General features: G+C 45.7%; 23 protein-coding genes. 18 read left to right on the forward strand and 5 right to left on the reverse strand.

Annotated elements, in window-relative coordinates; translation table 11 throughout:
• Positions 1-3: 3 nt before the first annotated feature.
• On the reverse strand, positions 4-1,281 hold the full coding sequence (bioA, locus tag LZU85_RS05485) for an adenosylmethionine--8-amino-7-oxononanoate transaminase (RefSeq protein ID WP_237286597.1): 1,278 nt from the start codon (positions 1,279-1,281) through the stop codon (positions 4-6).
• A gap of 141 nt (positions 1,282-1,422) precedes the next feature.
• Between bioA and bioB the strand changes: the two genes are divergently transcribed.
• From bioB to bioD, 4 genes are read left to right on the forward strand one after another with little or no spacing between them, the layout of a single operon-like run.
• On the forward strand, positions 1,423-2,475 hold the full coding sequence (bioB, locus tag LZU85_RS05490) for a biotin synthase BioB (protein WP_237286598.1): 1,053 nt from the start codon (positions 1,423-1,425) through the stop codon (positions 2,473-2,475).
• Positions 2,459-3,616, forward strand: a complete 1,158-nt coding sequence (gene bioF, locus LZU85_RS05495; protein ID WP_237286599.1) for an 8-amino-7-oxononanoate synthase — start codon at positions 2,459-2,461, stop codon at positions 3,614-3,616. The genes bioB and bioF overlap by 17 nt, the downstream gene beginning before the upstream one ends.
• Complete coding sequence (gene bioC / locus LZU85_RS05500; RefSeq protein WP_176297728.1) at positions 3,616-4,425, forward strand: malonyl-ACP O-methyltransferase BioC; 810 nt, start codon at positions 3,616-3,618, stop codon at positions 4,423-4,425. The genes bioF and bioC overlap by 1 nt, the downstream gene beginning before the upstream one ends.
• Positions 4,422-5,105, forward strand: coding sequence for a dethiobiotin synthase (gene bioD / locus LZU85_RS05505; protein WP_237286600.1), 684 nt, complete (start codon positions 4,422-4,424; stop codon positions 5,103-5,105). The genes bioC and bioD overlap by 4 nt, the downstream gene beginning before the upstream one ends.
• Before the next feature lie 89 nt (positions 5,106-5,194).
• Here the strand turns inward: bioD and LZU85_RS05510 are convergent, their stop codons facing one another.
• Positions 5,195-5,362 (reverse strand): hypothetical protein, encoded by a 168-nt coding sequence (locus LZU85_RS05510; RefSeq protein ID WP_176297726.1) that lies wholly within the window; start codon positions 5,360-5,362, stop codon positions 5,195-5,197.
• 332 nt (positions 5,363-5,694) lie between these two features.
• Between LZU85_RS05510 and htpX the strand changes: the two genes are divergently transcribed.
• From htpX to LZU85_RS05555, 9 genes are all read left to right on the forward strand, one after another.
• Complete coding sequence (gene htpX, locus LZU85_RS05515; RefSeq protein ID WP_176297725.1) at positions 5,695-6,561, forward strand: protease HtpX; 867 nt, start codon at positions 5,695-5,697, stop codon at positions 6,559-6,561.
• Between the two features lie 239 nt (positions 6,562-6,800).
• Positions 6,801-7,220 carry a nuclear transport factor 2 family protein gene (locus LZU85_RS05520; protein ID WP_237286601.1) on the forward strand — a complete coding sequence of 140 codons (420 nt, stop codon included), beginning with the start codon at positions 6,801-6,803 and terminating at the stop codon, positions 7,218-7,220.
• Positions 7,217-7,942 carry an SDR family oxidoreductase gene (locus tag LZU85_RS05525; protein ID WP_060532009.1) on the forward strand — a complete coding sequence of 242 codons (726 nt, stop codon included), beginning with the start codon at positions 7,217-7,219 and terminating at the stop codon, positions 7,940-7,942. The genes LZU85_RS05520 and LZU85_RS05525 overlap by 4 nt, the downstream gene beginning before the upstream one ends.
• A gap of 16 nt (positions 7,943-7,958) precedes the next feature.
• A complete protein-coding gene (locus LZU85_RS05530) occupies positions 7,959-9,251 on the forward strand; it encodes an NAD(P)/FAD-dependent oxidoreductase (protein ID WP_176297722.1) in 1,293 nt (430 codons plus the stop codon).
• A complete protein-coding gene (locus LZU85_RS05535) occupies positions 9,248-10,021 on the forward strand; it encodes a DUF1365 domain-containing protein (RefSeq protein WP_237286602.1) in 774 nt (257 codons plus the stop codon). The genes LZU85_RS05530 and LZU85_RS05535 overlap by 4 nt, the downstream gene beginning before the upstream one ends.
• Before the next feature lie 35 nt (positions 10,022-10,056).
• Positions 10,057-11,313, forward strand: coding sequence for an SAM-dependent methyltransferase (locus LZU85_RS05540; protein ID WP_237286603.1), 1,257 nt, complete (start codon positions 10,057-10,059; stop codon positions 11,311-11,313).
• Between the two features lie 4 nt (positions 11,314-11,317).
• Complete coding sequence (locus LZU85_RS05545) at positions 11,318-11,824, forward strand: DUF2878 domain-containing protein (protein WP_237286604.1); 507 nt, start codon at positions 11,318-11,320, stop codon at positions 11,822-11,824.
• Positions 11,790-12,356: a chalcone isomerase family protein gene (locus LZU85_RS05550; RefSeq protein ID WP_237286605.1), complete on the forward strand. Its 567-nt coding sequence runs from the start codon at positions 11,790-11,792 to the stop codon at positions 12,354-12,356. Before LZU85_RS05545 ends, LZU85_RS05550 begins: the two co-directional genes overlap by 35 nt.
• 1 nt (position 12,357) lies before the next feature.
• Complete coding sequence (locus LZU85_RS05555; protein WP_237286606.1) at positions 12,358-12,894, forward strand: DUF3833 domain-containing protein; 537 nt, start codon at positions 12,358-12,360, stop codon at positions 12,892-12,894.
• A 134-nt stretch (positions 12,895-13,028) separates the two neighbouring features.
• On the opposite strand, the gene purB is transcribed toward LZU85_RS05555, so the two are convergent.
• The 3 genes from purB to mnmA form a co-directional block, all read right to left on the reverse strand.
• A complete protein-coding gene (gene purB / locus LZU85_RS05560) occupies positions 13,029-14,399 on the reverse strand; it encodes an adenylosuccinate lyase (RefSeq protein WP_005460028.1) in 1,371 nt (456 codons plus the stop codon).
• 148 nt (positions 14,400-14,547) lie between these two features.
• Entirely contained in the window at positions 14,548-15,165 is a 618-nt protein-coding gene (hflD, locus tag LZU85_RS05565; protein WP_011080746.1) for a high frequency lysogenization protein HflD, read from the reverse strand.
• A gap of 10 nt (positions 15,166-15,175) precedes the next feature.
• A complete protein-coding gene (mnmA, locus tag LZU85_RS05570; protein WP_237286607.1) occupies positions 15,176-16,300 on the reverse strand; it encodes a tRNA 2-thiouridine(34) synthase MnmA in 1,125 nt (374 codons plus the stop codon).
• A gap of 191 nt (positions 16,301-16,491) precedes the next feature.
• Here mnmA and LZU85_RS05575 point away from each other — a divergent pair, with 191 nt between their 5' ends.
• The 5 genes from LZU85_RS05575 (at position 16,492) to LZU85_RS05595 (ending at position 23,711) form a co-directional block, all read left to right on the forward strand.
• Complete coding sequence (locus LZU85_RS05575; RefSeq protein ID WP_237286608.1) at positions 16,492-16,758, forward strand: hypothetical protein; 267 nt, start codon at positions 16,492-16,494, stop codon at positions 16,756-16,758.
• A gap of 116 nt (positions 16,759-16,874) precedes the next feature.
• The gene (locus LZU85_RS05580) at positions 16,875-18,179 is read left to right on the forward strand and encodes an inosine/guanosine kinase (protein WP_176297716.1); all 1,305 of its coding nucleotides are present in this window, start codon (positions 16,875-16,877) and stop codon (positions 18,177-18,179) included.
• Positions 18,180-18,380: 201 nt separating this feature from the next.
• Entirely contained in the window at positions 18,381-21,119 is a 2,739-nt protein-coding gene (locus tag LZU85_RS05585; RefSeq protein ID WP_237286609.1) for a bifunctional diguanylate cyclase/phosphodiesterase, read from the forward strand.
• Positions 21,120-21,237: 118 nt separating this feature from the next.
• Positions 21,238-22,797, forward strand: a complete 1,560-nt coding sequence (locus LZU85_RS05590; protein WP_237286610.1) for a YjjI family glycine radical enzyme — start codon at positions 21,238-21,240, stop codon at positions 22,795-22,797.
• Positions 22,798-22,805: 8 nt separating this feature from the next.
• Positions 22,806-23,711, forward strand: coding sequence for a YjjW family glycine radical enzyme activase (locus LZU85_RS05595; protein WP_237286611.1), 906 nt, complete (start codon positions 22,806-22,808; stop codon positions 23,709-23,711).
• Positions 23,712-23,722 lie beyond the last annotated feature (11 nt).

Here is a 23,722-nt window from a genome sequence, read left to right on the forward strand (position 1 = left end):
GTGCTAAACAAAACACTCGGTACGCTGAAGTGCGGTTTCAATGGCGTTTACCAATTGTTCTATATGAGCCGGCTCGCTGATAAATGGCGGCATCATATAAATCAGTTTGCCAAAGGGGCGAATCCAAACACCTTGTTCAACAAACAGGGCTTGGATGGTTTCCATATTCACCGGGCGATGTGTCTCCACTACACCAATCGCACCTAACCAACGGGTGTTTTTCACCAAGTCGTATTCTTCAAGTTTTGGCAGTAACTCAGAAAACAGCGATTCGATTTGCTTGGTTTGCTGCTGCCATTGGCCTTGCTCTATCAACTCTAAACTGGCTGTTGCAACGGCGCAGGCGAGTGGATTGCCCATAAAGGTTGGGCCATGCATGAAACAGCCTGCTTCACCGCCACAAACCGTATCTGCGACGTGTTTGCTGGTTAAGGTGGCGGAAAGGGTCATATAGCCCCCAGTCAGTGCTTTACCGACACACAGAATGTCCGGTTTGATATCGGCATGCTCGCAGGCGAACAGCTTGCCAGTACGGCCAAAACCAGTAGCAATCTCATCTGCGATTAGCAGTAGGCCGTATTGATCGCAAAGTGCTCGAACGCCTTTTAGAAACTCTGAATGGTAGATACGCATCCCTCCCGCGCCTTGTACGATGGGCTCGAGAATCACTGCGGCCAAATCTTGATGGTGCTGTTCAATCTTCTGTGCAAAGTCAGTGAGATCTTCTGGCTTCCACTCATCCCAAAAGCCACCAGTCGGTGACTTCGCAAAGATGTGCTCTGGTAAAAAGCCTTTGTAGAGTGAATGCATCGAGTTGTCGGGATCGGTGACCGACATTGCTGCAAAGGTATCGCCATGGTAGCCATGCTGTAATGTCAAAAATTTCGGCCTGCGCTCACCTTTTGCGTGCCAGTATTGCAAGGCCATCTTCAAGCTCACTTCAACGGCTACTGAGCCCGAATCAGCGAGAAAGACATGCTCTAGATTGCTTGGTGCCAAGGACAGTAACTTTTTACACAAACTGATCGCTGGCTGATGAGTGATACCACCAAACATCACATGGGATACTTGATCAATTTGACGATGTGCCGCTTGATTCAAATGAGGGTGATTGTAGCCATGAATGGTCGACCACCACGAAGACATACCATCAATCACTTTACTACCGTCTTCAAACTCCAGATAAATACCTTCTGCTGCTACCACTGGATAGCAGGTCAGAGGTGTGAGAGTCGAAGTGTAGGGATGCCAGATGTGCTGGCGGTCGAAGGCCAAATCCATAACTATGTCCATGATTAACCTGTGCAATAAATAATCACATGTAAACTTTTGATTATTCCGATTTGTTGACAGTTTATCGAGACTCGGTAGACTGTCAACAAAACTAAAATGACTAGATTAACTATTAAGCAAGGAATACACGTGGAAGTACGTCATAACTGGACTCATGCACAAGTACGTGAGCTGATGGAAAAGCCTTTTATGGATTTGTTGTTTGATGCTCAACAAGTTCATCGTCAATATCATCCTGCCAACTATGTTCAGGTGAGCACGTTACTTTCAATAAAAACGGGAGCTTGCCCAGAAGATTGTAAGTACTGCCCGCAAAGCGCTCGTTATCAAACGGATGTAGAAAAAGAACGATTAATGGAAGTGGAGCGTGTTCTGGATGCCGCGCAAAAGGCTAAAAATGCCGGTTCGACTCGTTTTTGTATGGGAGCAGCTTGGAAGAATCCGAAAGAACGCGACATGCCTCTGCTGACTGACATGATCAAAGGCGTCAAAGATATGGGGCTGGAAACCTGTATGACTCTGGGTATGCTAACGCCAGAACAAGCAAAGCAACTTGCAAGCGCTGGTTTGGATTATTACAACCACAATCTCGATACCTCGCCAGAATATTATGGAAACATCATTACCACCCGCACGTATCAAGATCGTCTAGATACCTTATCTCATGTCCGTGATGCGGGAATGAAGATCTGCTCTGGCGGCATCATCGGTATGGGTGAAAGCGCTAATGATCGAGCAGGTTTGCTTGTTGAATTGGCGAATCTGCCTACTCATCCAGAAAGTGTTCCCATCAACATGCTGGTGAAAGTTAAAGGGACACCTTTGGAAACCGCTGAAGAGGTTGACCCGTTTGACTTCATCCGCCTAATTGCCGTTGCTCGTATTATGATGCCAACCTCTGCCGTTCGTTTGTCGGCAGGGCGTGAAAACATGAATGAACAAATGCAAACCTTGTGTTTTATGGCGGGCGCAAACTCTATTTTCTACGGCTGTAAGCTACTCACAACGCCAAACCCATCTGAAGATAAAGATATGCTGCTGTTTAACAAGCTGGGTATCAACAGTCAGCAAGTCTCGCAAAAACCCGATGAGATAGCGGAAAATGAACTGTTAGACCGAGTGGTTGAGCGTGTCGCTGCCCGTCCAACAAAAGATGACCTGTTTTATGACGCGAGCGTTTAAATCACGCGTGGTTCAAGCTCTGGAAACAAGACGTGAGCAGGGCTTGAATCGTCAGACTTCGGTGATCTTTTCTGGAAACCAAACGGTTTTAGAACATCAAGGTAGGCGCTATCTTAATTTTTCTGGTAATGACTATCTCGGTCTAGCCAATGACCAGTCGTTGGTACATGCTTGGCAACAAGGCTTAAGTCTATACGGCTGTGGGAGCGGTGCATCACCGTTGGTGACGGGTTACACGCCCGCCCATAGTAATTTAGCTGCCTCTCTGTGTGATTGGCTTGGCTATGAAAGTGCGGTGTTATTTGGCTCAGGATTTTCGGCCAATCAAGCGGTGTTGTTCAGTTTACTGGAGAAAAGCGATTTATTGCTGCAGGACAAGTTAAATCATGCTTCGTTAATGGAAGCTGGCATGCTTTCTCCTGCGACAATGAAACGTTTTAAGCACAATGACCTCTCTTCGTTAGAAGGGTTGTTAAAACAGGCCTCATCTCCGAAGTTGATCGTCACTGAAGGCGTTTTTAGCATGGATGGCGATCGCTCACCGATAGCACAGATTGCGTTGTTGGCTGCACAACATAACGCTGCACTGATGGTGGATGATGCACACGGTATTGGCGTTCTCGGTGAAGAAGGGCGAGGCAGTTGCGAAGAGGTAGGTATCAAACCAGACATCCTCGTGGTGACTTTTGGTAAAGCTTTTGGTCTCTCTGGGGCTGCGGTTCTTACCGATCAAGCAACAGGGGATTATTTTACGCAACTTGCACGACATCATGTTTATTCTACTTCGATTCCACCCGCGCAAGCCTTTGCGCTTACCCATGCGATAGAGATGATCAGACAGCAATCGTGGCGACGAGAAAAACTCCACGAGTTGCAACAGCAGTTTGACGCGCTATTGGGTGAGCACAGTAGTTTTGTGGCCACCGCAACACCTATTAAACCTTGGATTTTAGGTGATAGCCAAACTGCGCTAAATGTTGCCACACGCTGTCGTGAGCAGGGGATATGGTTGACGGCAATCCGTCCGCCGACTGTGCCCCAAAACAGTGCTCGTTTAAGGATTACCTTGTCGGCAAATCACAAGAAAGAGCATGTTCAGACATTAGCGAAGTCGTTACTAATGAACTCTGGGGAGATGTAATGGAACAGGCACAGTTGTATCCCTCTTTTGATGATACTCAGGCAGACAAGTTGGCCATTGCGCAAGCTTTTGGTAAAGCGGCCAAAACCTATGATCAACATGCCGCGTTTCAGCGTGATGTCGGACATCGATTGCTTGCCAAGTTACCGGAAGATTTATCAGGTTGGAGAGTGTTAGACCTAGGTTGTGGTACGGGCTATTTTTCTCAGCAGTTACAACAAAGGGGCGCGAGAGTAGTTTGCGCTGACCTTTCGATAGAGATGTTGGCGCAATCCGCAGCGAGATGCGGTGAAGAAAACGTCGCCTACCGGTTAGCGGATGCAGAATCCCTGCCATTTTCGGACAATGAATTTGATGCTGTTTTTAGCAGTTTGGCCTTGCAGTGGTGTGATGATTTATCGGTGCCGCTGAGGGAAATGAACAGAGTAACAAAGCCGCAAGGGCAGATTTTGTTCTCGACTTTGTTGGATGGCTCACTCAAAGAGCTTAAACACGCTTGGGCGAAAATTGATACATATCAACACGTCAACCGTTTTATCTCTACCAATCAGGTAAAAATTGCGTTAGCGCAATCTCATAGTCATAACCATCACTTAGACTTGACCGATATCACAGTCTGGTACGAATCAGCGTTTGCAGTCATGCGTGACCTCAAGGGGATCGGTGCAAATCACGTGAGCGGTCGCTCACATGGTTTAACAACACGACAGGCGCTTCGAAGTGTTGAGCAAGAGTACCAGACATTTCAGAACCATCTGGGTCAAGTACCGGCAAGTTATAAGGTTTGTTTAGGGGTTATACAGTTATGATGAAGGCATTTTTCATTGCAGGTACGGATACCGATGTGGGCAAAACCGTGGCATCGAAAGCCATTCTTCACGCATTAGCGGCCAAAGATCTGCGTACTATTGGTTATAAACCAGTAGCGGCAGGCAGCGATAAAACGCCAGAAGGTTGGCGTAATTCAGATGCCTTGCATCTGCAAAAGGCCGCAACTGTTGAAGTAGCATACGATGACATCAATCCCTACGCATTAGAGTTACCCGCCTCTCCACATATTGCAGCCAAGCATGAAAGCGTTGAGATTGATTACCAAGTATTAAGCGACAAACTTGAACAGCATAAAGAGAATGCTGACATTGTTTTGGTTGAAGGTGCGGGTGGTTGGCGTGTTCCGGTATCGGATACCGACAGTTTATCAACCTGGGTGAAGCAAGAGAATTTACCCGTAGTGCTTGTCGTTGGGATCAAGTTGGGTTGTTTGAGTCATGCGTTACTCACAGCGGAAGTGATCAAATCAGACGGTTTGAACTTAGTAGGTTGGGTGGCGAATCGTGTCAATCCTGGCACCGAGCATTACGCCGAGATCATTGATATGTTGGAAGAACGATTGGCAGTGCCAAAGTTGGGCGAAATCCCATACATTCCAAGTGCGAAGCGCAAGGATTTGGGTAAGTATATCAATGTCGATGCGTTAGTTGAGCTCTAAGTACCGTTGAGTGTTTAGCGAGACAACTCAAAAGGGCTGCAATTTTCATTGCAGCCCTTTTGCTTTCCATTATAAGCAGAGTTCTTCGCTTACTTGTTTTGAACTAAGCCCATCAGTGCTTGTTGGGTATCAGAAATCTGACGAGCAACCTGCTGCTCTGTCGAAATACCGAGCTGTTGCTTTGCTTCTTCTTCCGTAATCCCTAGGTGACAGCACAATAAATCAATAGCCATTTGATAGTTGTTAGCTTCTACCATGATCATGTCCTTTGTTAACATGGAATGAGGTTTGTCCCGCCTTTGCCAAACTTTTTAAAGTAGGCTTTAACATTGGTGTCGGAACAAGATTAAGTTCTGCTATTGAAAATAGCATGAAGTACGAGAAGCACAATAAGACAAAAGTCTAACCCACAGGAGGGTGTGTATAGCAAACTAACGTGTTTCCGATGTTATTGAGTCGCGCAACTTGGTAAACAAATGTTGCAATTTATCGCTTAACCTTGTTTTTAAACAAATTAGACTATATCTATTAGCAAAAGAGGTCAGTGTTACTGGCGTTCACTATAAATAAGCTTCTTTGGAGAAAAGTAATGAAGCGAGTCATGTTGTTTTTGATTACCAACCTTGCTGTGGTTTTAGTCCTCAGCGTCGTGTTGAACATTGTTTATGCTGTAACTGGAATGCAGCCAGGAAGCCTCTCAGGTTTATTGGTGATGGCTGCGGTATTTGGCTTTGGTGGTGCACTTATCTCCTTGATGATGTCAAAGGGGATGGCACTGCGCTCTGTCGGTGGAATGGTGATCGAGAGTCCTCGTAACGAGACCGAGCACTGGCTGTTGCAAACGGTAAGCCGTCAAGCTCAACAAGCGGGCATTGGTATGCCAACTGTTGCTATTTATGACTCACCAGACATCAACGCATTTGCGACAGGTGCAAAACGTAACGATTCTCTGGTGGCGGTGTCAACAGGATTGCTGCATAACATGACACGTGATGAAGCTGAAGCGGTGCTGGCACACGAGGTGAGCCATATTGCCAATGGCGACATGGTGACCATGACGTTGATGCAGGGTGTCGTGAACACTTTTGTTATCTTCCTATCTCGTTTTATCGCCAATATCGTTTCTTCAAACAACAGTGACGAAGAAGGCGAAGGGTCAAACATGATGGTCTATTTCGCGGTTTCTATCGCGCTTGAGCTGGTGTTTGGTTTCCTCGCGAGCTTCATCACCATGTGGTATAGCCGCCATCGTGAATTCCATGCCGATGCGGGTGCCGCCCGTTTAGTTGGTAAAGAGAAAATGATAGCGGCTCTAGAGCGTCTAAAAATGAGCCAAGAATCAAAACTGGATGGCACCATGATGGCATTTGGTATTAACGGTAAGCAATCTCTAACGGAACTGCTTATGAGCCACCCGCCACTCGATAAGCGCATCGCTGCCCTTCGCAATTTCTAATGATGCGACAAGTGAATCGCGAATCGACGCAAAGGTGAGCCAACTCATCACCGAAATGGATTCGAAACAGAAAGCCTGGAGAACTCTCTCCGGGCTTTTTCGTTCTGAGTGATCCAAATTTTTCCCTTCTCGTATTCATTATGAGTTATACAAAAAAACAATCGGTATAACTGCTTACACTAGTCTATGTTTTAAATGTGACTGTTTTTAAAACACTTTAACCATGGAACAAGGGAAATATGGACGCGATGAAGGTCGGTAATGTGTACCGAGCACTGAATAAAGACAATCTTCACTTACTGGCGGATGTATATCATAGAAACGTCGTGTTTGAGGATGCTGCACATCGCTTAGAGGGTTGGCAAGCGTTGGAGCTTTACTTTACCAATCTTTATGAAAACGTGGTTGAGTGTCGTTTCGATATTCATGAGCAGTACCAAATCGACAATGTAGGCTTTCTTACTTGGACGATGACGTTACAGCATCCCAAACTCAAAAAAGGGGCCTGTGTCGAGGTTAAAGGCGTTTCACACCTCAAATTTGAAGCGGGGAAGGTGATTTACCACCGCGACTATTTTGACCTTGGCGAAATGCTCTATGAAAACCTTCCGTTACTGGGTGGGATCATTCGGGCCATAAAGCAGAGGTTAGGGCAATGAACTCAGTGCTCATTACCGGTGCGACATCGGGGATCGGCAAGCAGCTAGCGAAAGATTTTGCTGATGCAGGTGCAAAAGTGATTGCATGTGGACGCAATCGTCAGGTTCTCCAAGAGCTAGAACAGTATTCCTCCGCCATAGCAACGATCAGTTTTGATGTCACGGATTACCAGCAAACGCGAGAGGCATTATCGGTGCTGCCCTTTATACCAAACGTTTGGCTATTTAACGCTGGTGATTGTGAATACATGGACGATGGCATCGTTGATGCCCAATTGATGCAACGTGTGTTCAGCGTCAATGTTTTTGGTGTGGTGAACTGTATCGAGGCCAGCCAAACCCATTTTCAACCTGGACACAAGGTGGTGATTGTCGGCTCTATTGCTTCGGAACTCGCCCTGCCAAGAGCGGAAGCGTATGGCGCGTCTAAGGCTGCGATTGGGTATTTTGCGCGTAGCTTGTCGCTCAATCTTCAAGCCAAGGGCATTGATGTTGTCACTGTCTTTCCTGGTTTTGTTTCCACTCCGCTGACGGACAAAAACACGTTTGCCATGCCGATGATCATCACGGTTGAACAAGCCTCAAAGGCGATTCGGCAACAATTGGCATCCGGGAAGCAGCACATCTATTTTCCCGCTCGGTTTACCGCTCTTATTCGGTTACTTGCGTTACTGCCTTACCGTTGGCAGAAGGCGTTAGCTTCAAAATTAATTGCCCAATAAATTCAAAGGATAATGTATGAAAATTGCAATAATAGGTACAGGCATCTCCGGATTAACATGTGGCTACCATCTGCACAAAGCGCATGACATTACACTGTTTGAAGCCAATGATTACATTGGAGGGCATACGGCGACGATCGATTTTGCACTCAACGGTAAAGACTACTCGGTCGATACGGGGTTCATCGTCTATAACGATCGAACCTACCCCAATTTCATCAATATGATGGATGAAATTGGTGTGACTGGGCGTGCAACCCAAATGAGCTTTAGTGTTCGCAATGACAGCAATGGACTGGAGTACAATGGCCACACGCTGGCGACACTGTTTGCCCAAAAAAGGAACTGGTTTAAACCGCAGTTCTACAGTTTTATTTTTGAAATTCTGCGCTTTAACAAACTGGCAAAAGCGTCTGCGAAACATAACGATATTGCCCAACAAACACTTGGGGAATTCTTAGATACACATGGCTTTAGTGACTATTTTAGCGACAACTATATCTTGCCGATGGGGGCTGCGATTTGGTCATCGACCTTAGCGGATATGCGTGCATTTCCGCTTACGTTTTTTCTACGTTTCTTTCTCAATCATGGCCTTCTTGATGTTACCAACCGACCACAGTGGTACGTGATTGATGGTGGCTCAAAAGCTTATATCCCGCCACTAACGAAGGACTTCTCTGATCGCATTCGTTTGAACTGTCCAGTTGAAAAAGTGATCCGTGACTCAACGGGTGTCACATTATATGTGGCAGGAGAAGCACAACGTTTTGATCACGTTATTTTTGCCTGTCACAGCGATCAAGTGATGTCGCTATTGGAGGATGCTTCCTGTGATGAAGCCTCGATTTTGTCGCGTATGGCATATCAAGCCAACGAGGTTGTTTTGCATACAGATGACAGCTTGCTGCCTCGCAGAAAGGCTGCGTGGGCATCGTGGAACTATTTACTCGATGGTAAGGAAGGAGAAGACACACGCTTACCTTCGTTAACCTACAACATGAACATTCTCCAGCACATTGAAGCAGAACATACGTTTTGCGTGACGCTCAATAGCAGCGACAAGATAGACGAAGACAAAGTTATCCGTAAGTTTGTTTACCACCATCCGGTATTTACCACAGAGTCGATCGCGGCACAGCAGAGACGAGATGACATTCAAGGGCGAAATCACACATGGTTTTGTGGTGCGTATTGGTACAACGGATTCCATGAAGATGGCGTTCGCAGCGCCTTGGATGTGGTGCGAGGCATCAACCTTGTGCAAGCGAAAGAAGAGGCGACTTCTTTTCACCAAGGGGCGGCGTGAGCATGGCCATCAGTAGTCGTCTGTTTGTGGGTAATGTTCGGCACCGCCGCTTTACCCCAGTAGAGCATAGTTTGAATTATCAATTGTTCATGCCAGCGATCGACTTGGACGAGTTAACGCAGCTTGAAAAAGAAGTGTGGGGGTTTGGCACTCGCTGGTGGCATTGGGCGCGATTTAAACGCAGCGACTATTTAGGGGAGGGCTGCCTCAAACGCGCAGTGCAAGAGAAAATCACAGAGCTCACCGGAGAGTCAGTCAGCGGTAGGGTTATCGCGGTGTGTCACCTACGCTATCTTGGGCTCTACTTTAGCCCGGTTAATTTCTACTACGTTTTTGATGAGAAGAAACACTGGCGCTATTTACTGGCGGAAGTCAGTAACACACCTTGGAATGAGCGTCATTATTACGCTATTTCTGCGGATGAACATGACTCGTCTTTTGGCTGGAAACAGACCAAAGCATTTCACGTTTCGCCCTTTAACCCTGTTGAACAGTCTTATATTTGGCGACTTAAGCCGCTCAGTGAAAAGTTACATATTCATTTGGAATGCCACAAAGAAAATAAACAGTTTGATGCCACCATGGCGATGAGCGCAGAGCCATTTTCTAGTAACAATTTGCTAAAACGACTGATCGTAACGCCTATTCAAACAGCAAAAGTGTTGGTAGGAATTTACTGGCATGCGTTCAAATTATGGAAAAAAGGTGCACCATTTTATTCGCATCCCAAATACCGCTCTCCAACAAACCATACTGAAAATAACAACTAAACTGTGAACAATAATAATTTTAGGGAGAATTTTGCATGTTAAACACTTCTTCAATGACATTGACCTCTCCGCTTTCTACAGCGCAAAAGGCAGCGCGTCGCATTTTATTCCAGTGTTTACAGCGTATGGAAATCGGCACTTTGACGGTCATTGAAAGTTTTCAAAGTGACTCTCAGGAGCGCAGTGAGCGATTTGTAGGGGCCCACAATCACAAACCGGGTTTGGCAATTAGCGCAACAATAGAAGTCAAACACCCGGCATTTTATTCGCGTTTAATGCGGGGGGGCAGTATTGCAGCGGGTGAAGCCTATATGGATGGTTGGTGGGACAGTCCAGATTTAACTTCGTTAATGAAATTAATGGCGCTCAATCTGAATGCATTAGATGGATTAGAAAACCAAAGTAGCTGGGTCACCAAACTGCTTTACAAACTCAATCATTGGAGCAATCGAAATACGCAGGAAAACTCGCGTAAAAACATTCACGCCCATTATGATCTTGGTAATGACCTCTACAGAGTATTCTTGGATGAGAGAATGTTGTACTCATCGGCAATGTATTGCTCTGAAAATGATTCTTTGGAACAAGCACAAATAAATAAAATGGATCGCTTGTGTCAGCAATTGCAATTAAAACCCAGTGATGAGGTGATTGAAATCGGCACAGGTTGGGGGGCAATGGCGATATACATGGCGGAAACCTATGGCTGCCGGGTGACAACCACGACGATTTCAGATGAGCAATATGACTACGCAAAACAACAGATTGCAGAAAGAGGTTTGACTGAGCGTATTCAGTTATTGAAGAAAGATTATCGAGATTTAACTGGGCAGTTTGATAAATTGGTTTCTATCGAAATGATAGAAGCGGTAGGTAAGCAATATTTACCGTCTTATATCAAGGTGTGCCAGTCGTTATTAAAACCTGGTGGTTTGATGGCAATACAAGCGATCACCATCGCCGACCAACGTTACGAATATTACAGTAACAACGTCGATTTTATTCAAAAGTACATTTTCCCGGGTGGATTTTTGCCGTCAGTGACTTCACTGGCGCAAGCCACGACCCAATACAGTGATTTAGTGATTAGAGACTTGTTTGATATTGGGATGGATTACGCAAAAACATTACAAGAATGGCACCGACGTTTTAACCACGCTGAAGAGCAAGTCAAAAGACTAGGGTATGATGAGCGATTTATTCGTATGTGGCGTTACTACCTAAGTTATTGTGAGGGGGGATTCTTAGCTCGTAGCATCAGTACCGTACACATGACGCTTCAAAGAGCCTAGTATCATGGCTCTTATTCTCGCCTCTGCTTGGTTCAATCTCGTTTGGTTTCTGGCGGTTATTGGCACTGAGCAGTGGCAATGGGTCACACTTTGCTTTGCCTTGATGACATTAGGGTATCAGTACCGAGTAGACCCAAAAACCTGGAAACCAACGCTTTTGATTGCCGTGGTCGGCTGCCTAGTCGACTCGCTCAATCAATATCTCTCAATTTTTCAGTTCACGTCGACTTTCTTACCCGTTTGGCTTTTAAGCTTATGGGTAGTTTTTGCTTGGTACGCTTATCAACTGAAAAGAATTTTGCTCCGTTTTGCGCCGTTTTACGTATTAACAGTAGGTGCATTGGGGGGCTGCTTAAGTTACTACGCAGGTTATAAACTCAATGCGGTGGCTTACGGTTACAGCGTGTTGATAACGGCATCAATTGTGTTTTTAGAATGGGCAATCATCACGCTCTTTATCATTAAGGTTCTTCGCCATGATGAGAAAAGCAAGTTGTGTCATTCGGAGTAAGTTTCTTAGTATTTTACTAGGTTTTTCGTCTAGCTCGTATGGTCAAACAGGATCGGCAGACATCGAGACTTGGCAGCAATGGCCTACGGTAGGACAAGCACGCTTGAGCTGGTTTGTGTTTGATGTATACGACTCAAGGCTGGTCACACCCGATGGGCGTTTTGAGGTCAATGAAGATGTGACTCCTCACCCATTGGCATTAGAAATTCGTTATTTGCGCGATATATCCAGTAGAGAGCTGTTGAGTGCCACGGAAGAACAATGGCACGAGATAGGTATAGAATCACAAAAACAGTGGAAAGAGACGTTATCGCTGTTGTTTCCTGATATCCACAAAGGGGACAGACTCACCTATCTAACCGATGGCGAAATGGGCCAACTCATCTTTCAAGCCAAAGACAGTCAGGCAGAGGAAATTGTTGGGCACGTTACCGATCGTGATCTCAATGACGCGTTTTTAGCGATTTGGCTGTCGCCAAGAACACAATTTCCCGCATTAAGAAAGCAACTAATCGGTCAAGAGAAACGTTGAAATGAAGATAACACGTAGCATTCAAATACGACTTTGTTTGGTCTCACTCCTCTTTATCTGGGGGTGCTCTGCGGACCTTAAGGACTACCAGCAAGCATCCCCAAAATTTGAACTGTTTGAGTATTTTTCTGGAAATGTGAAAGCTTGGGGCATGGTGCAAGACTATAGCGGTAAACAAACCAGACGCTTTGAGGTTGAGATTGTTGGTTCTGTTGACAATAACACACTGACGCTCGTTGAAGATTTTGTTTTTGACGATGGTGAGATTGATCAGCGCATTTGGCGGATTACCCGATTGTCCGATGGTCTCTATCAAGGTGAAGCTGATGATATCATCGGAGTCGCTGAGGGAATGGAGCTGGGTAATGCACTGCAATGGCGCTATGATTTTGAACTGCAAGTCGATGGTTCAAGCTTGACGGTATCCTTTGATGATTGGCTTTATCGCCAAGATGAAAAGCATGTGTTTAATCTCACCAAGATTAAGAAGTTTGGCGTAGAGGTAGGGACAATTACGTTGTTTTTCCAGAGGCAATAAAACAGTTAGGAACGCTGCGCTCCGAGATACGGGAACGCTTCGCTTTAGGAGTCTAGCCTTATCTCTTCGCCCTAAAGAAAGAAAGGGTTGACGCTTTCACGTCAACCCTCACAATTATCCGATTCTCGATTCTCTTACAGCTTGTCTGTCAGCTCGATAGCTTGACCGATGTAGTTTGCTGGCGTCATCTCTTTTAGACGAGCTTTCTCGTGCTCAGGAAGCTCAAGACCGTCGATGAAATTACGCATTGCTTCGCCGTCTACACGCTTACCACGAGTTAGCTCTTTTAGCTTCTCGTATGGCTTCTCAATGCCGTAACGACGCATAACGGTTTGTACTGGCTCTGCAAGTACTTCCCAGTTCTTGTCTAGTTCCGCAAGAAGCGCGTCACGGTTGACTTCCAGTTTGCTGATGCCTTTAAGCGTTGATGTGTAAGCGATGATTGCGTAGCCAACACCCACACCAAGGTTACGGAGAACTGTTGAGTCCGTCAGGTCACGTTGCCAACGAGAGATTGGCAGTTTTTGTGCTAGGTGACCAAACACTGCGTTCGCAAGACCTAGGTTGCCTTCAGAGTTTTCAAAGTCGATTGGGTTAACTTTGTGTGGCATGGTTGAAGAACCGATCTCGCCAGCAATGGTTTTTTGCTTGAAGTGGCCTAGTGCAATGTAACCCCAAACGTCACGGTCGAAGTCGATCAGAATCGTGTTGAAACGTGCCACAGCATCGAATAGCTCTGCGATGTAGTCATGTGGTTCGATCTGCGTGGTGTAAGGGTTCCAAGTAACACCGAGAGATTCAGTGATGAACTCTTCAGAGAATTTGTGCCAATCGAGCTCTGGGTAAGCAGAAAGGTGTGCATTGTAGTTACCTACCGCACCGTTGATTTTCGCTAGGATCTCAACGTTTTCGATTTGCTTGTATTGACGCTCCATACGGTACGCCACGTTTGCCATTTCTTTGCCCATTGTCGATGGAGAAGCTGGCTGACCGTGTGTACGAGATAGAAGAGGAATGTCACGGTATTCAACAGCAAGTGCTTTGATTGCGTCAATCAGGTTGCGAATTTCTGGAAGAATGACCGTCTCACGTGCTTCTTTAAGCATTAAAGCGTGTGAGGTGTTATTAATGTCTTCAGAAGTACAGGCAAAATGGAAGAACTCGTTAACAGCGTGAAGCTCAGGAACGTCAGCGACTTTCTCTTTTAAGAAGTATTCCACCGCTTTAACGTCATGGTTAGTAGTACGCTCGATCTCTTTGATGCGTAATGCGTCTGCTTCAGAGAAGTTAGCAGCAAGATCGTCGAGGAATTGGTTTGCTTCTGCGCTGAACGCTGGCACTTCTGCAATTTCAGCAGTAGCAGCAAGCTTTTGTAGCCAGCGGATTTCAACGATAGTACGGTACTTTAGTAGACCGTATTCACTGAAAATTTCGCGTAACGCAATTGTCTTGCTTCCGTAACGGCCGTCTACTGGTGAAACAGCAGTCAATGCTGACAGTTCCATGATGTTCTCCTGAATTGGGTTTCAAAATTTCGCGAGCTTTATACCAATAACTGTGGCAATTGTCACGAATATTGCGCAAACGTTTGCGCTAAGGTGATTTTGACCAAAACAATTAGCTCGCGTCTGGCGCGAGCTAATGATGGTCGAATTACATTCTAGCCAGCAGGATCTGCGCCTGCTCAACCATTTTCTTTCTGCCGAAGATCAGATGGCGGCGTCGACCGCCAACTTGACGCCAAAGCACGGCACTGCGAATACCAGAAAGGAGTAACGCACGTACTTTGTGTTGATTCGATGTTTGTTGTAATACCGTCGGCGTCCCTGTCACTTGGATTCGAGGGCCGATAGGACTGATAACATCGAGGTAGATACTGGCCACATTGCTGATCATCTGTTCTTCAAAAAGATCATAGTGTTCCGTCTGTCTTTGTACCATCTGAATACGATCGCCAAGTTGTGACATCGCATCATTCCTGCCCATCAGTTTGCGCTCTAACGCCATCAAACTGATGAGGTAGCGAGTCACTTCGCTACCAGTGGGGGTACTATCAATCCCTTTTACTAAGCATTCCAAACCCAGTTTGAGTTGTGACTCATTGCCAAACACATCAAGTGTGTTGGCTGGATTGGTATTCAAAATTGCTTTAATAGAAGTTTCAAAGGCATCTTGATCACAATGTCCGTTTCTCGCGATTTGCTGAACTAATGCCACAGCTTGGCACATGCCAGCAAAAGCAATGGTACGGTCATAAAGTGTATTCGCCACGTAACGACTCCTAAGCTTGAGTATATTTAATGCGTTTCTCGATGATACCACCGCCAAGACACACATCACCTTGGTAGAAAACAGCGGATTGACCTGGGGTCACTGCGATCTCAGGTTCATCGAAAATCACTTTAATGTTTTCGTCATCAATAGGGATGATTGTACAAGGAATATCTTGTTGACGGTAACGAGTTTTCACCGTGCATTTCACCACATCGCGAATTGGCTCACGTTCTACCCAATGAAGCTGAGAAGCAATAAGGCCTTCGGACTTCAGCATCGGGTGATCTTGTCCTTGAACGGCAATCAACACATTGCGCTTAAGGTCTTTTTCTGCAACAAACCATGGTTCTTCGTTACCGCCACCGCCTTTACGGCCACCAATATGTAGGCCTTTACGTTGGCCTAGCGTGTGGTACATCAAACCCTGGTGTTGACCAAGCACTTCGCCTTCTGGCGACTCAATATTACCCGGTTGAGCTGGTAAGTAGCGGCTTAGAAAATCGGTGAACTTACGCTCGCCGATAAAACAGATACCGGTAGAATCTTTCTTTTTCGCGGTAATCAGACCTTGTTCTTCCGCAATGCGACGAACTTCTGGCTTTTCCAGCTCGCCAACAGGGAAGAGGCTACGTGCCACTTGTTCGTGACTTAGCGTGTAGAGGAAGTAGCTTTGATCTTTGTTGCCGTCTAAACCACGCAGCATCTGTGGTTTTTCACCATTTTCAGGGAAAGAACGACGGACATAATGACCCATCGCGATGTAATCGGCATCAAGTACTTCGTCAGCGAACTCTAAAAATGCTTTGAACTTAATTTCTTTGTTACAAAGAATATCTGGGTTCGGTGTACGGCCCGCCTTGTATTCGGAAAGGAAATATTCGAATACATTGTCCCAGTATTCTGCCGCAAAATTGATCTTATGTAGGTGAATGCCAAGTTTGTCGCAAACAGCTTGTGCATCGGCCAGATCCTCTGCCGCGGTACAATACTCAGAATTGTCATCTTCTTCCCAGTTCTTCATGAACAAGCCTTCTACTTGGTAGCCCTGTTGCTTTAGAAGATAGGCAGAAACCGATGAATCTACACCGCCAGACATACCAACGATGACTTTCTTTTGGCTGTTATCAGACATTACTCAACACCACTAAAATTAACTGGAGGCGAATTCTAACAGAAAGCAGAAACGGGTGACAGATCCGAGATCGCAATCACAATTCGTTTTCGCTGGTTTTTTCAGCAAAAGGTCGATGAAGACCCAATTTTACAAGGAGCTGGAGTGATAACTGTGGCATAGTGCAGGCAAACCAAATGAGAGTAATCAAAATGACAGACGAACAATTTATGCAAGAAGCCGACCTGATTGAGATCATCGAAAATCAGCTTCAGGACGGAAACCCAATCAAAGTCAAAGAAACGTTAATGCGCCTTATGATGACAGGCACGCCTCGTGAAGATGCGGTGGCAATGATGGCATGTGCCATGTCGATCGAAATCTTCGATGTGATGAAAAATGATGGCCAATTTGATCTCAAACGTTACTGCGAGCACTTAGATCAACTACCAGATATTGGCTTTATGGAAGGCGAATAAAGCAGCATAAATAAAAAAGCACAATGCAAACGTTTGCTATAATTGCCTTTATTGCTGCTTATCGGAGTGCGAGTTAGAATCCGCACTTCTTTTAACCCCGTACTCAGACAAACACTATGAAATTTCCCGGACAGCGCAAATCAAAACACTATTTTCCCGTACATGCACGTGACCCATTAGTGAGTCAGGCGCAGGAAAGCAAGAAAATGACGCGTACTCATATTATCGGTATCGACCAAACTCTGGTGGATATTGAAGCAAAAGTGACGTCGGAAGTGATTGAAAAATATGGTTTGAGTAAGGGGCACTCTCTCGTTATTGATGATGAAAAAGCGGAAGCTTTATATCAACAACTAAAACAAGAGAATCTAATTACCAACGAGTATGCGGGCGGAACTATCGGCAATACGCTGCATAATTACTCTGTGTTGGCGGATGATCGTTCGACTCTGCTTGGTGTTATGAGCCAAGACATTAAAATTGGTAGTTATGGTTACCGCTATTTATGTAACACATCAAGCCGTATGGATCTTAATTATCTGCAAGGGGTTGATGGGGCGATTGGTCGCTGTTTCGCGTTAATTACTGAGGATGGTGAACGCACTTTTGCGATTAGCGAAGGACAAATGAACCAACTTCAGCCAGAAAGTATCCCTGAAAAGATCTTCAAGAAGGCATCTGCATTGGTGTTAACGGCGTATTTAATCCGTTGTAAAGATGGTGACCCTATGCCGGAAGCAACCATGAAAGCGATTGAGTACGCGAAGAAATACGATGTTCCCGTTGTGTTGACGCTTGGTACTAAGTTCGTGATTCAAGACGACCCAACTTTCTGGCAAGACTTTATTCGTGAGCATGTTTCTGTGGTTGCGATGAATGAAGATGAAGCTGAGGCTTTGACGGGCGAAACGGACCCTCTTGCGGCATCGGATAAAACATTAGAGTGGGCGGACTTAGTGCTGTGCACGGCAGGTCCAGTTGGCCTATTCATGGCGGGTTACACAGAAGACAGCGCGAAACGTGAAACATCGTTGCCACTACTTCCGGGCTCGATCGCTGAGTTCAATCGTTATGAATTTAGCCGTCCGACGAAAAAGGCGTCTTGTGAGAACCCAATTCGAGTTTACTCGCATATCTCTCCATACATGGGCGGTCCAGAGAAAATTAAGAATACCAATGGAGCGGGGGATGCTGCACTTTCTGCGGTACTGCACGATATGGCGGCGAACAAATACCACAAGGAAAACGTGCCTAACTCAAGTAAGCATGTTCACGAATTTTTGACCTATTCGTCGTTCTCTCAAGTTTGTAAATATGCAAACCGAGCGAGTTATGAAGTGTTGGTTCAGCATTCACCGCGACTCTCACGGGGTCTACCTGAACGCGAAGATAGCTTAGAAGAAGCATACTGGGAAAGATAACCATCAGAAGCGGCCAAACATCGGTCGCTTTTTTATTCTCTATCATTTATTCCTAACGATGGTTTTAGGTTGAAGTCGTCTCCAACGTTGTGATGTGCGCTTTTTGATTAATTGAACCTAACGCAAATCATTTAGCGGATTTTTGTCTTACACTTTAAACAATTACACCAATAATGATTCGGTCAGTTGACCTTAGAATAAATGACTCGATTTCGCTTGTTACATCTCACACTACGCAGCCGTACCGCACTCTACTTTGGGTTTGGTGTGGCTGGCGTGATTCTCAGCACCCTGTTTGTTACTCGTTGGTTTTTTTTATACAGCTTAAATGAGTTGGAGAACTATGAAATTAATCATGCCAATCATCAAGCAAAAGCGGTGATTGAAATGATGGTTAGCCAGCAAAAAGCGCGCTCCTATGACTGGGCGTACTGGGACGAGACTAATCAGCTCTTTATCAATGGAGATGTGGAAGGGTATCGCGATAGGAACTTGTATCAAGAGACGCTGGATACCTTGAGCCTCGACATGATGATCTTCCTCACGTTAGAGGGCGAAGTGTTGGATTCATTAGTGCGTTTTCAGGACGGCAGTGCAGTCAATCACTTGGTTGAGCAAGTGGTGAATGACGCCAGTGTTCAACAACATTTTGACGCAATGAATCGTACTTTAGATGTTCGTCGCGAAAGTAACGCTGGGCTGGTGCTTTTGCAAGACTCGCTCTGGGTGATCAGCATGACTCCGGTTCGTGATAGTGAAGGCACGTCGGCCACAAGTGGTTGGCTAATCTGGGGACAAAACTTAACCCAACGTTTTCCAGGGAACTTCGACGCGATTCTCACGGCCAATAACCAATTATTAGCCGTATCAGACACAGTTTTACCGCTGGATAAACTGACGGCGATCTCATCCAATGAGTGGCTGCAAAGAACGCAAACGAAGGTGATGAAATGGTCTGCGATAGAGGGGATTTCTGGAAATCCTGTGGTTTATCTTAAAACCACAGAAGAGCGTTCTCACTATGTCAAAGGGCAATCTCTATTTCTCTATCTCATCGGTGCTGCAGGTTTTTTTGCTAGTTTAATTGGTTTTATTACATTCCTCATGTTTAAGAAACGCGTGTCAACACGCTTTGCGGATTTCGAGCAAAGTGTTATGCGGCTATTCTCCAAATATCAATTGGACGATTTGTCTCATCGTCGTAGTGATGAACTCGAGCGCATTACCCAACTGGTAGAAATTTTGGCGGAGAACACCTCGTTAACTCAGGATAAACTGCAAGATACGCTGCAAAAATTTGATGCTCTCTATCAAAGCCGAACGATGGGCATGTTATTGGTGGTGGACAGAGAAATCATCGATATCAACCAAGCTGCTCTTGAACTTTTAGGCTACGACAAGGTGGAGCTGGTTAATCAAGATCTGAATATCTTATGTAAAGTCGATGACAATCAACCGGAGTGCCGTGTTGAGCAGATGTATCGTGCACTGAACAACGGTGTCACACATTTTGACGCGATCATGCTGAATAAAAGTGGCAAGGAAATAGAGTGTCTTATCGATGTGAACCTAATCCATCACGAAAACCAACAGGCATTAATGCTGTCGGTTAGTGATATGAGTGAGCAGAAAAAACAGGCAAAAATGATCAACGATTTGGTCGGTCGCGATCCGGTCTCGGGACTGTTTAATCGTCCAGCGTTGCTCAGTAGGCTCGATGATCTAATTGAGAATAGACCGAATCAGTTTTCGTTTCTGTATATCTCAGTGGCTAGGTTGAAAAAAATCTCCGAAGTTTATGGCCATCTTATTTTTGACGACACCATCAGTTACATCGCTTCCGTTTTTGGCGAGCAGCTTTCATCCTATCAAGTTGGTCGAATCAGTGAGTTTGAATTTATTGCGGTGATCGAAGAGATTGAGCAGTGCAACAATGCCATTTCATGTGCGACTCGTTTTATGGATGTGATGTCGCGCAAAACTCAGATCTTGGGAGTGGAACTTGATCTCAGTTCCCAAGTCGCGATTGTGGATCCTGAGATTACTCATCAACACTTGGGCTACTTGCTGCAGGCCGCTTCCTACGCCGTACAACATTTTCAACATACCCCGGTGACGGAAGTCATACACATTGATCAGGCGCTGGCAAAGCAAGCTCAAAGCACATTAGTGATCAATCGCGACTTAGCGCAAGCGATACGTGACGAAGCTATCACCGCTTATTATCAGCCGATTGTTGATACAGATAGCGGCAAGGTGAATGGCTTTGAGGCACTCGCTCGTTGGAGTCATCCAGAGTTGGGCTTTGTTCGACCGGATTTATTCATTGAAATCGCTGAACAAAATCACCTTATTGTCGAACTTGGGGAATCGATTCTTCGTCAAGCATGTCACTTTATCACCGTTATCAATCAACAGCGTGTCGAAGAAGGACTAAGTCCGTTAACCGTCCATGTGAATTTCAGTGCTATTCATTTTTATCATGCCCATTTACCCGATTTGCTTCGCAAAGTGATGGATGAGTTTGGTATTAGTCGCGGGCAGCTTGTCATAGAAATCACAGAAAGCACCTTACTGGGGATTGAATCTGAGACCTTAGAACGAACTCGCGAAATCAAATCGATGGGCATTCAGTTAGCCTTAGATGATTTCGGTACGGGTTATTCCTCATTCAGTACCTTGTGCTCATTCCCACTAGATATTGTGAAATTGGATAAATCTTATATCGACCAAATCGAAAATAATGACCGAGCGCGGACCTTGATTCGGAGTATTGCAGGTATGGCGAAAGAACTTGGCTTAACGACCGTTGCTGAAGGGGTCGAATCAGCAAGCCAATTGCGTAAACTAAAAATCTGGAATATTGACGAGATCCAAGGGTATTACTTCTACAAGCCCATGCCTGAGCAAGAGGCGTTGAACACTTTTGCCCATCAATAGATCAGATTTCGCGGGGTAATGGTACTTTCCAAATCGGAAATAACTCATTCTTAGTTTTTCAATAGTGGAAACTATCAATTAGGGCTAGACTGCATAAAATTCAGTAGGATTTCCCTTTATGAGCAGTAGTTTAGCCCTCGTCCAAGCACGTTTGACCTCCATCATCAATGACCGAAACTTAACGGTTAAACAAAAGAACCAGTTTCTTGCTTTAGAAGCAGAAGGTCTTTTGGATTATGCGCCAGTTTCTCAAGCGTTGAATGAAGCCATGGAGCAGGGGATCATTTGTGATATGTTCGAAGGCAATGCGCCGTTTAAACCGCGCTACGTATTACCTGACTACGCTCGCTTTCTAAGTCAAGGTAGCGAGTTTCTCGAACTCGCCCCGGCGGAAGAGTTGGATGACGCACTCAATATGCTCACCATTCTCTATCACCACGTGCCTTCTGTTACCAATATCCCTGTGTATTTGGGTCAACTGGATGAGCTGTTATTGCCCTTTGTTGGGGCACTCAGTGACGAGCAGCTTTATAAGAAAATCAAACGCTTTTGGATCATGTTGGACCGCACTTTGCCTGATGCCTTTATGCACGTCAACATTGGCCCGACTGACAACATTGTGTGTCGCACAATTTTAAAAGTGGATGCGGAACTTAAGCAAATTGCCCCCAATCTCACCTTTATGCACGATCCTGAGGTGACGCCAGAAGATTTGCTTCGCATCGCGACAAGTAATATTTGCCAATGCAGCAAACCACACATCGCCAATTACCCAATGCACGCCGCAACCTACGGTGACAGACAGTTCGGTATCGTCAGTTGTTATAACTCTCTGCCACTTGCCGGAGGCGCAAACACACTCGTTCGCCTCAACTTAAAAGAAGTTGCATGTCGTGCTGATTCCATTGCTCATTTCATCGAAACCGTGTTGCCGAGTTACTCAGACTTAGTCATAGAGCTGATGGATGCACGCACCGCCTATTTGCATGAGCAATCTGGTTTCTTTAGCGGCTTTTTGGTGCAAGAGAAGCTGATTGATGAGGCACGTTTTGCGCCAATGTTCGGTATTTACGGAATGGCAGAAGCGGTTGCCATCTTGTTGACTAAAGAGGGGCTGCCAGGGCGTTACGGTTGGGATGATTCTGCCAATCAATTGGGGGTGCAAATTTCAAAAACATTGGCGTCGCTTGTTGAGAATCGCCCTGTGAAACATGGCTGGAAGCAACGCGCTTTGTTGCACGCCCAAGGCGGTATCAGCTTAGATTTAGGGGTAACACCGGGCGTGCGTATTGCCTATGGGGAAGAGCCTGATCCTGTCAGCTATATCTTAGCCAATGCCCCCCATCATGCTTATTACCCATCGGGCATTAGTGATATTTTGACCATTGATGAAACCGTGAAAAGCAACCCAGAGGCGATGTTTAACCTCTGTAAAGGTGCACTCGCGGCAGGATATCGAGAGTTTACCGCCAACGTTGCAAGCAACGATTTAATTCGAGTGACGGGGTACATGGTTAAGTTGTCGGAGATCGAACAGTTTGCCCAGCGTGGATCGCGAAGTAATACGACATTCCTCGCCGCAGAAGCAGCCAAAAATACCGCTATTTTAAACCGACGCGCACGTGTCATTAGCATGGAAAGCATGCCGACTTATCAAAGCGCGGCACAGTCGAGCTGAACAGTCTGATGTTAGCTGTTCAGTTCAACAAGAAGGGGAAAGTCAGTCGAGTTCTGCCTTTCTCTTGTGTTGATGGGCCTGGGAACCGCCTAGTGATATTTTTGCAGGGATGTAATTTCCGCTGCTTGAGCTGTCACAATCCGCATACGATTCGACATTGTAATCATTGTGGTGACTGTGTGACAGCGTGTCCTGAAGGTGCCCTTATAAAGAAAAACAACAGCGTTGTTTGGCTAGAAGAGGTTTGCTCCCACTGCGACCACTGTCTCGAGGTTTGCCCGTATCACTCAAATCCAAAAATTAAAGAGTGGACGGTGTCAGAGATGGTCGATTTGATACGGAAACAGCATCTGTTCATCAGTGGTGTGACGGTATCCGGTGGGGAAGCAACCTTACAACTCGGTTTTGTCCGCGAGTTGTTCAAAGCGATAAAAAACGATGCTCAATTGGCGCATTTGAGCTGTTTTATTGACAGCAATGGTTCACTCGCAACTCATGGCTGGGAAACCATCAGCCCGTATCTCGATGGGGCAATGATTGATCTAAAAGCATGGCAATCAGAAACACACCATTGGTTGGTCGGGCGTGATAATCACAGAGTCATATTGTCAATAAAACATCTTGTTGAGCTAGGTAAGCTACATGAAATTCGCTTACTGCATATTCCCGGACGCAGTGATCTGGATAGTGAGTTCGTAGCATTAAGTGCTTTTCTCGCCACGCTGCCGAGTAACGTAAAAATACGCCTCAATGCCTTTGGTCACCACGGTGTGAAGGGAGAGGCGACGCAATGGCCAGTGTGTACGCCGAGCGAGCTTATTCATTTCGCGCGTCTACTCAGTGCACGGCTTCCCCACGTAATACAATTGCCGGCAACTTCTGAGTATCAATCCTCGATCTCTTCTCTTTCCTAATTCGCCTCATC

The sequence above is a fragment of the Vibrio floridensis genome (genome assembly GCF_021852965.1).
GTDB lineage: Bacteria > Pseudomonadota > Gammaproteobacteria > Enterobacterales > Vibrionaceae > Vibrio > Vibrio floridensis.